4 protein-coding genes are annotated in these 4,325 nt (G+C 70.4%); 2 read left to right on the top strand and 2 right to left on the bottom strand.

The window, feature by feature from the left end:
- Positions 1 to 34: 34 nt before the first annotated feature.
- Positions 35 to 556 (bottom strand): HAD domain-containing protein, encoded by a 522-nt coding sequence (locus tag ACFQ7Q_RS37715; protein ID WP_383563661.1) that lies wholly within the window; start codon positions 554 to 556, stop codon positions 35 to 37.
- A 102-nt stretch (positions 557 to 658) separates the two neighbouring features.
- On the bottom strand, positions 659 to 1,576 hold the full coding sequence (locus ACFQ7Q_RS37710; protein WP_383563659.1) for a LysR family transcriptional regulator: 918 nt from the start codon (positions 1,574 to 1,576) through the stop codon (positions 659 to 661).
- Between the two features lie 72 nt (positions 1,577 to 1,648).
- On the opposite strand from ACFQ7Q_RS37710, the gene ACFQ7Q_RS37705 reads away from it, so the two are divergent.
- Both ACFQ7Q_RS37705 and ACFQ7Q_RS37700 read left to right on the top strand, forming a co-directional pair.
- The gene (locus ACFQ7Q_RS37705; RefSeq protein ID WP_383563656.1) at positions 1,649 to 3,148 is read left to right on the top strand and encodes an aminotransferase class I/II-fold pyridoxal phosphate-dependent enzyme; all 1,500 of its coding nucleotides are present in this window, start codon (positions 1,649 to 1,651) and stop codon (positions 3,146 to 3,148) included.
- Between the two features lie 272 nt (positions 3,149 to 3,420).
- On the top strand, positions 3,421 to 4,325 hold a 905-nt coding region (locus tag ACFQ7Q_RS37700; protein WP_383563653.1), incomplete at its 3' end, for an ABC transporter substrate-binding protein.

The raw sequence follows: 4,325 nt of genomic DNA, 5'->3' as shown, positions 1-4,325 counted from the left end.
GATAAAAACTCTAAGACTCGTTGTCGTTCTCGCCTCAGGAGGGCTGCCGCAGCCATGAGTCGAGAATCGCGTAGTCGCCATCGGTGAGACCACGGCGCGGATCCACGCGATGGAGCAGGGCGCGTCCGTGGTGATGGGCGGCGACCCAGGCTCGGTCGGTTTCGGTGATCTCGTCGTCGACCCAGACGAACGGGCGCCCCGACGCCCATCGGACGAGGGGGCGGGTCTTCCAGTGCAGTCCGCTCCGCTCGTCCTGCGCATCGGACGCGGACGGCTCAGGCCAGACCACCACGGCAAGCTGCGGCAGACCGATGATGGGGCAGATGCACTCGTTCGCGTCACCCATCCACGTCGTGGCCCAGACCACCTCACACGGCAACGCCGCCAGCCGACGCCCGTGGTCGGGATCGATCCTGCTCAGGAGCGGATTCGCACCGGCGTCAAGCGGATCGACCGCTGTGGCATACGTCGGATACCGCCCGGACGCCGCGCCGAACGGGATGAGCGGTCCATCGACATCGAGAAACAGCAGCGGCCGCTGCGCAGAGCCAGTCACGGGGGAACGATAGCGACGGGGGCGGCCGCGATGATCCGAGCGACCTCGTCCACGAGCGCGCGGTCGAGGTTCCGGACGGCCGACACCGGCCCGACCTCGTCGTCAGGTCGTGGACCAGCGGGTCGTGATCAGGGCCGCCTGTTCCAGTAGGGCCGCGATCAGTTCCTGGGCGGCGGTCGCCGAGGTCGAGCGGAGTACGGCGACGCTGATCTCCCGGGCGAGGACCGGGCCGGCCAGGGGGCGTGCGACCAGGTCGGGGCGGGGCGCGCCCAGGGCGAGTCGGGGGACGAGTGCCACGCCCGTCCCGGCCGCCACGAGGCCCTGGACCACCGCGTAGTCGTCGGTGCGCATCGCATGCAGGGGCTCGAAGCCCTCCCGGCCGCACGCCCATGCCAGCACGCGGTCGCACGGGTCGTGCGGGTCGGCGGCGCCCACCCATGTGGTGTCGCGCAGCTCGGCGAGAGGAACCTGGTCCAGCGACGCGCACGGGTGGTCCCGCGGCATGACCAGGAGGAGCGGATCGGACAGCAGCGGGTGGACCTCGACCTCCTCCTCGAGGTTCAGGCGGTCCCCGGGCTGGGAGAAGACGAGAGCGGCCTGTAGCTCCCTTGCACGCAACCCGCGCAGGAGCAGGGGGAGTTCGCCTTCGGTGAGCGAGATGTGGACGCCCTGCTGATGGAGGCGCTTGACTGCCGGCGCCAGCAGCAGGGCCCCAGCAGTGGGAAACGTACCGATGTGGATGGTGCGCATCCCGCGCTCGGCGAGGTTCCGCACCTCCAGCTCGGCGTGACGCAGGCGCTCGAGTACGGCCTCGGCATGCGGCAGCAGGGCTTCGCCGAGCTCGGTCAGGGTGGCGCCTCGCGGTCCCCGCTGGACGAGCTGGGCGTTGAAGTGCGTTTCCAGGGATGCCAGGTGGTGGGTGATCGTGGGCTGGCTGTAGTGCAGCGCGCGTCCGGCGGCGGCGAGCGAACCCTCCTGCGCGATGGAGCGGAGTACCTGGAGATGTCTCACGTCGAGCATATAGAGATCCTATGGAGGGGTCACGAAAAGTCCACCGTTCCTCAATGACTGGAGCCATGTCACGCTCCCGGGGTGAACACGCGAACGACCGATCACCGCACCCCCTCCCCCGCTGATCCCGGCTCCGGCCAGCTGTCCGCCCCCTACGCCGAGGCGGTGCTCGCCCATGCGGGACGTGACTGGCTGAGGCTGAACGTCCCCGGCCATTCCGCAGCCCCCGGATCCGACCTCGCCGGGTACTTCGGTTCGCGGATCGCCGCCCTGGACTTCCCGCCGCTGCTCGACGGTATCGACCTCGGCCCGGACACTCCGCTCGACAAGGCGCGGGCCCTGGCCGCCGAAGCCTGGGGCGCCCGGCGCACCTGGTTCCTGACCAACGGCGCTTCGCAGGGCAACCAGATCGCCTCGATGGTGGCCCCCGCGCTGGGCCGGACGCTCGTCGTGCAGCGCAGTGTGCACTCCAGCGTGATCGACGGGCTGGTCCTCTCGGGCATGGACGCGGTCTTCGTCCAGCCTTCCGTCGACCCCGAGCAGGGCATCGCCCACGGCGTGACCGCCACGGACGTGGCGGCGGCTCTGGAGCGGACGCCGGACGCGGCCGCCGTGTACATCGTCTCCCCGAGCTACTTCGGCGCGGTCGCCGACGTGCGCGCGATCGCGGACACCGCCCATGCCGCGGGCGTTCCCCTCATCGTCGACGAGGCATGGGGTTCCCACTTCGGATTCCACCCCGCGCTTCCCGCGGGTGCGCTCTCCTCGGGCGCGGACATGGTGACGTCGAGTACGCACAAGCTGGGCGGCAGTCTGACGCAGTCGGCCATGCTGCACGTGGCCGAAGGCCCGTTCGCGGACCGCCTCGAACCGCTGGTGGACCGGGCGTTCCGGCTGGTGCAGTCCACGAGCGCGAGTGCCCTGCTGACCGCGTCGCTGGATCTCGCCCGCAGGAGCCTGGTCACCGACGCCGACGCGACGGCGGGGTCGGTCGAGTCGGCGGACAGGGTGCGGGGCGTCGTGCGCGCGCTGGGCCGCTTCGGGGTCGTGAGCGACGGTTTCCACGCCTTCCCCGACATCGTCCGCGCCGATCCCCTGCGGATCGCGCTCGACACCAGGGCCGGCGGGATCTCGGGACACGAAGCCAGGCGGCTGCTCTTCCTGGACCACCAGATCATGGTCGAAGTGGCGACCGACGCGGCGATCGTCGCCGTGATCGGCTCGGGGTTCGTCCCCGACACCGACCGGTTCCTCGAAGCGCTCCACACCCTGCCCTCCCCGCTCACGGGAGCCGATGCCGAACATGCGGCCATGCTGCACCTGCCGGCTCCCGGACCCGCGAAGCTCACCGCCCGCGAGGCGTTCCTGAGCCCGACCCGGGTACTGCCCGCGGAGCAGGCCGTCGGACGGATCTCCGCGGACACTCTGGCCGCGTACCCGCCCGGCATCCCCAACGTCCTTCCGGGCGAGGTCATCACAGCCGAGGTCGTCCGGTTCCTTCAGCAGACCGCGACCGCACCGAACGGCCACGTCCGAGGGGCGCTCGACCTGGGCGTCACCCGGCTACGCGTCGTCGACTGAGCCACCGGGGACGACCCCGCCGACCCCTCGGCGGGCCCGGACCACCTGCCGGGCCCGAACCACCTGCCGGGCTCGGACCAACTGCCAGGCCGAGAACCACCTGCCGGGTCGCGACCTCGCCGGTGAGCCATCGCGCACGACCCGGCCGACCCGAGCCACCGGGAACGCCCCGACCGACCGGGACCCCGGGCACGGCCACCGGCCCGACCGAGCCACCGGGCCCCGTCCCGGCCTTCTTCACACCACACCCACCCCCGAGAGAGAGCACGCCCATGCCCGCACGCATTCCGATCCGTCAGGCGATCGCCGCTGCCGTGGCCGCGACGACAGCCACGCTGCTGCTGGGCGCCTGCGGCGACCAGACCGCCACCGGCCAGAACTCCGGTGGCATCCAGGCCGGTGGCGCACGGAGCGACGCCCCCCTGTTCGCCGAACTCCCGAAGAAGTACCAGGACGCCGGCGTCATCAAGGTCGGTACGGACGCCGCGTACGCCCCGATGGAATTCATCGAGAACGGCAAGATCGTCGGCGTCGACCCGGACATCGCCGACGCTCTCGGCAAGCAGCTCGGCGTCAAGTTCGTCTTCACCAGCGGTACGTTCGACAGCCTCATCACCTCCCTCAACTCCGGGCGGCAGGACATCGTCATGTCGTCGATGACCGACACCAAGGCGCGTCAGGACGGTCTGGACGGCAAGGGCCAGAAGACCGGCAACGGCGTGGACTTCGTCGACTACTTCGTCGCGGGCTCCGTCGTGTACGTCCAGAAGGGCAACCCGCACCACATCAAGTCCATAGCGGACCTCTGCGGGAAGAAGGCCGCCGTACAGCGAGGAACGACCTTCGAGAACGTCGCCAAGACGCAGTCGAAGGCGTGCCAGGCGGCGGGGAAGCCGGCCATCCAGATCGAGGCGTTCCCGACCGATGCCGAGGCCCAGACCCGTGTGAAGGCGGGTGGCGCCGCCGCGGGAGTCAACGACTACCCGGTGGCCCTCGACCTGTCGCTCAAGGCCGACGGAGGGAACGCCTTCGAGATCGTCGGCAACCAGATCGAGGCCGGCCCCTTCGGAATCGCGGTCGACAAGAAGAACAGCGGTCTGCGTGACGCGCTCAAGGAAGCCGTGGACGCGATCATCAAGGACGGCACCTACAAGGCCGCCCTGGACAAGTGGGGGGC

Origin of the sequence: Streptomyces sp. NPDC056527 (assembly GCF_042794475.1) — a bacterium.
Classification (GTDB): Bacteria; Actinomycetota; Actinomycetes; order Streptomycetales; family Streptomycetaceae; genus Streptomyces.
This window is presented reverse-complemented; position numbering and strand designations above follow the sequence as displayed.

Excerpts from the sequence above, each read along its gene's own strand:
- ACFQ7Q_RS37710 (WP_383563659.1), bottom strand. The coding sequence starts at position 1,576 with ATGCTCGACGTGAGACATCTCCAGGTACTCCGCTCCATCGCGCAGGAG.